General features: G+C 42.8%; 6 protein-coding genes. 2 read left to right on the top strand and 4 right to left on the bottom strand.

Annotated elements, in window-relative coordinates:
- Positions 1 to 181: 181 nt before the first annotated feature.
- From LDL35_RS14505 to LDL35_RS14515, 3 genes are read right to left on the bottom strand one after another with little or no spacing between them, the layout of a single operon-like run.
- On the bottom strand, positions 182 to 784 hold the full coding sequence (locus LDL35_RS14505) for a class I SAM-dependent methyltransferase (RefSeq protein WP_304023725.1): 603 nt from the start codon (positions 782 to 784) through the stop codon (positions 182 to 184).
- Positions 774 to 1,142, bottom strand: coding sequence for a hypothetical protein (locus LDL35_RS14510; RefSeq protein WP_304023727.1), 369 nt, complete (start codon positions 1,140 to 1,142; stop codon positions 774 to 776). Before LDL35_RS14510 ends, LDL35_RS14505 begins: the two co-directional genes overlap by 11 nt.
- Positions 1,123 to 2,283, bottom strand: coding sequence for an aminotransferase class V-fold PLP-dependent enzyme (locus tag LDL35_RS14515; RefSeq protein WP_304023729.1), 1,161 nt, complete (start codon positions 2,281 to 2,283; stop codon positions 1,123 to 1,125). The genes LDL35_RS14510 and LDL35_RS14515 overlap by 20 nt, the downstream gene beginning before the upstream one ends.
- A 170-nt stretch (positions 2,284 to 2,453) precedes the next feature.
- Between LDL35_RS14515 and LDL35_RS14520 the strand changes: the two genes are divergently transcribed.
- Entirely contained in the window at positions 2,454 to 3,719 is a 1,266-nt protein-coding gene (locus LDL35_RS14520) for an ATP-binding protein (RefSeq protein WP_304023731.1), read from the top strand.
- A gap of 41 nt (positions 3,720 to 3,760) precedes the next feature.
- Here LDL35_RS14520 and LDL35_RS14525 read toward each other — a convergent pair whose 3' ends face one another.
- Positions 3,761 to 3,961: a CooT family nickel-binding protein gene (locus tag LDL35_RS14525; protein WP_304023733.1), complete on the bottom strand. Its 201-nt coding sequence runs from the start codon at positions 3,959 to 3,961 to the stop codon at positions 3,761 to 3,763.
- 165 nt (positions 3,962 to 4,126) lie between these two features.
- On the opposite strand from LDL35_RS14525, the gene LDL35_RS14530 reads away from it, so the two are divergent.
- The coding region (locus tag LDL35_RS14530; protein WP_304023735.1) for a MarR family winged helix-turn-helix transcriptional regulator at positions 4,127 to 4,881 on the top strand (755 nt) is incomplete at its 3' end.

Below are 4,881 nucleotides of genomic sequence, written 5' to 3' on the forward strand. Positions count from 1 at the left end.
AGATGATGATTCGGTACAAAGAGGCATATGAGATCCTTGTTGATTACTGTATGAATTACCCGGTCACCTTTCCCGATGAAGAAGACAATATACGGCATATCTCCCGATCAATGGAATACTGGCAGGAGCATTTTGGTGATGATCCGATTTGGGGATAACCGACTCTTACAGGGAGTATTTTTCAGATTTTATCACGCCTGTGAAATGTCAGAATACAAAACCCCAGTCTGCAATCGATTGATGTGATATCAAATCCGGTCCCGGTAATCATACGAATCACCTCATCATGCTCATAAAACCGGGCATGCGAAAGAAATCTGCCCTTATCCGGACGGGCCTGATATCGCTCTGCAATAATACCCCCTTTTTCAATACATGCAACGAGAAGCTTCCCTTCATGCATGAGAATCCGATGAACCTCCCGGAAGGCCTCTTCCGGTTTTTTCAAGAAACAGAGAACGGTTATCATTACAACCATCCTGATTATTCCAGGCTTCATTGGAACTGCTTCTCCCACAGCCCTGATAACCTCAATTCCTCTGTCTTTCGCCATCAAACCAAGAGCACGGGATGGATCAATGCCATACCGGATACCAAGCGGCTTTGCAAACCGTCCGCTGCCAACCCCGATTTCAAGAGCAGGAGAAGGAATATCTCCAATGGCCTGCCGTACCCGTTTTAATTCATCCAGATATACATCACGATTATCTACAAACCATTGATCATAATCGTCAGCATACTCTTCAAAAACGGTGAGAGGCATGAAATCAGTATCAATTGCCATGTAACCTGGTTCTCACACGCTCCATAAGAGCGACATCACGGCGGTTTAATGTGGTATAGTCAGGTTTGCCATTCTGGTAACAGTACAGCATAGAGTAGAGAAAATCAGAGGTAAATTCCATCACTTCTTTTTTAAATCGCACTTCAAAACTTGATTCGTTCAGAAAACCTTTGATTGAAAAACAATCGCTCTTTTCAAATTTATAAAACCCTTCTCCAAGACCGGGGAGCATCTCCAGACTTCCGTAGTGCTTTAAAAAATCCAGAAATTCTGGAGTAACTTCTGTATCAAGGATGAACTCTTTCATAAACGAACCGTCAGCACAATATTTATGGCGATTAGATCTGAGAATCCGCATGGTGGGCAATCTCCTTTATAGCCTCAGCGGCTATCTGGCATTCTTCATCAGTCGTAAACCATGAAGGACTGATTCGTACACATCCGGCTCCATCATCTATTGCATTATGCAGCAGTGGAGCACAATGAAGACCGGTTCTGACAACGATATTATCTTTCCTTGCAAGAATATACCCCACATCATCATTATCAAGTCCGGTAATGTTGCATGCAATAATCGGAAGGTCAGGCTCAGGATTATAGATGGTAATCCCTGGTTCGGATGAGAGTTCCTTCATGAAATATTCAATCTGACGATCTGCTTTTTTTTGCAGGGTATCCATCCCGATAGTCTTAAGGAAGGAGATACCTGCAATCAGCGATGCAACTCCCGGATAGTTGTGAGTTCCGATCTCATACCGCTCTGGCAGATCGCCCGGTTGATCAAGGGATTTGGAATTAGTGCCAGTCCCCCCCATCCGAATCGGAAGAACCGGATCAGGATTTCGAATACAGAACCCGCCAATACCTGGCAACCCTAATAGTCCCTTATGTCCGGTAAATACAAAAGCATCAAGCTCGAGGGAGGAGAGGTTTAGGGGAATATGTCCAGCAGTCTGTGATCCGTCAACGATAAAGAAAATTCCTCTATCATGCAGATACTCCCCGACCACACGGATGTCCTGCACCGATCCAAGGACGTTGCTTCCATGATTCATTACCACCAGACGGGTTTTATCGGTCACCACTTCCGTAATAGATTCAGGATCAACCCGTGCATTGGAAAATGGGATATAATCCAGATAAATCATCCCTGTTTTTTCCAGATAATGAAGAGGCCGGAGCACAGAGTTATGTTCAAGGGTGGTTGTAATCACATGGAATTTTTCGGTCTGTGATGCAGCAAACCCATGAATGAGAGTGTTTAATGCATCGGTTGCATTTAACGAGAAGACAATTGTATCCGGAGAATTTTCCCCAAAGAATTGTGCTACCGTTTCCCGACCTTCGGTAAGATAATCCCTGCTGACTTTGCCAGTACCTCTTCCTCCCCCACCAAAGGGTAATTCCAATGATTCCTGAACGGCCTGAATAACTTCCGGCGGTTTTGGCCAGCTGGTTGCAGCGTTATTCAGATAGATAAGAGGGTTTTCTTGTTTCAATAATACATACTAAGCGATAAGGTTGCAAAAAGGTTTTGCAAAATGAAAATTTCTAACCAATGTCACAATTGAGATAGTTGACGGATGTGTATCGTAAGTGTTATGGTTTATCTTTGTGATTACTGTTCGTTACAAATGAATAAATAATCAAAAAATAACATATCATACTTGTGCTCAAAAGTGTCCTGAGACAAACCATCATAGATCAACAGAAAATTCTGGACTTTCAACAGCAGTATGTTCCCAGAGACATCCCTCTTGAATCACTCCTTCAATCAGAAGAAATCATCGTATTATCCGGGATTCGCAGGTGTGGTAAGAGTACAATTCTCACCCGGCTGTCAAAAATAATCGACGGCAATTTTCTTTACATTAATTTTGATGATATCAGGTTTTCAGATTTTAAACATGAAAACTTCCAGCATATCTATGAGATTATGGGGGAACTCTTTGGATCTGATGCACACGTGATCCTGCTTTTGGATGAGATCCAGAATATCCCCGGTTGGGAACGCTGGCTTAATAATCTCCATACTTTTAAGATCAAAACCGTTGTGACTGGATCAAATGCATCGGTTCTCAGCTCTGAACTCAGTACATATCTTACCGAACGGCACAAAACAATCAGGGTCCATCCATTTTCATTCAGGGAATACCTTCGTTATTACTCCATATCCTGTGAGAATCCTGAATTCTTCTCATCAACACAGAAGGGAGAGATAATCTACTATCTTAGAAAATACCTTGAAGAAGGGGGATTTCCTGCAGTTATCCGTTCTGGTGATATCACCCTTTCCGAGCAGCACCTGACAGATATCATATACAGGGATATTGTGAGCAGATTTGGAATTCGTGAGATCAAGGAATTGAAGGATCTGACAGTGTACCTGATTTCGAATGCTGGCAGGATGATGTCATACAAAACGCTTGCTGAAATTACCGGCCTTAAAAGTGTAAGTACGATCAAGAATTATCTTGATTATCTTGAGCAGGCATTTCTTCTCTTCCGGATTGCGCCACTTCATTATTCGCTTAAAGCAACCAGCAGGGCATCTCATAAAATTTATGCAGGAGATCTTAGTTTCATCCAGTCGGCAGGGTTTCATCTGACCGAAGATCTGGGTCAAAGAATTGAAAATCTCATATTCCTGGAGCTGCTCCGAAGATATCAGGAAGTGTACTTTTACTCTGGCTCTGGAGAATGCGATTTTCTGGTTAAAAGAAACCAGGTGGTAGACGAGGCAATCCAGGTATCATATTCACTCAGTGATAAAAAAAATCTGGACCGGGAGGTAAAAGGACTTGTAGAAGCGATGGAGAAATTCAAAGTCAAAAAGGGACTTATCCTGACTTTTGAAGACGAAGCGTTGTTTGATATTCAGGATAATGGAATATCGGTTGTTCCGATATGGAAATGGCTATTAACAGCCCCATAATTTTTTGTCGGAAAAGGATAACACCCAAAACGACCGGATGTCTAGCTCATCTTCCGGAGTGTCAACTCCTGTTTCATCGTGCTGACTGATTCAATATACACGTTTTCAACGACCTGAGAAGCACCCATTACATCGATGAGTGTAACTGATGTGTCTTTTTTTATCGCACCTACGATATTCCGGGTTATCTTCTCCTGCTCTTCAGAATCTGCGTCCTTTACATATACGGTGAATTCGCACATATGACCCTCCTGATATGTATCATATGGATCTTGTAATATTCCAATGTATCCTTGAAAATTTTAATAAATTGGGTACATATGAGGCCTTCATCAGATAACACGTGAGCATACATTACGGCCATCCGTAATATTTATATCATTACGGATATCCTAATTATAGGGCAGATGGATCCGACATCCAGATTACGGCTCTCCCTGGGATTTATTTCAACGGTCATGAGTATGATCTTTGGAACAAATAAAGGGAGAAAAAACCCTTTCAGCCCGGGGGCGATTGAGATACTCTACTCATCATATTTTTCCAGGATTTGTATGGGAGATATTGCCGGGATGCTAGAAATATCCCCTAGCTCTGCAACAGACCTGGTCAATTACCTTGAGCGGGAGGGGTATGTCAAACGAGTTCCGAATGGAGAGAACAGACGGAGTATTCAGGTAATACCTACTGAGAAAGGTGAGGAATGGATTCTCTCTACCGAAGAAAAGATCTATGGATTTCTCGAATCCGGTCTTTCCAGGTTGACACCTGATGAACAAAAACAGTTCGCTGACCTCTGTGCACGGTTTTCAGGCGTACATGATACTGCAAGTTTCACTTCGTCAATGAGAGGGTTCCGGGAGACAGGAAGTCAGAACCGTATCCCACTCATACAAAGGCGAAACGGGAAACTTCTCAGGCTTGAAGAAGTCGTTGATGAACGATATGCACACTCTCGAAAAACAGATAGAATAGAGGACCAAATGACAATTAAACCCAGAATACCAGAAACATCAGACGGAATACAGGATGAAATAACCGTAGAGCAGTACGACCATATGCAAAGAGGGCTTCGGGATGCCGGGCACCTCCCGGTTAAGGAACTAATCCAGACATCAGAACCAGGAGATAGTGCTCTTGAAATTGGTCCTAGACCCGGATA

Origin of the sequence: Methanospirillum hungatei (assembly GCF_020216685.1) — an archaeon.
GTDB lineage: Archaea > Halobacteriota > Methanomicrobia > Methanomicrobiales > Methanospirillaceae > Methanospirillum > Methanospirillum hungatei_B.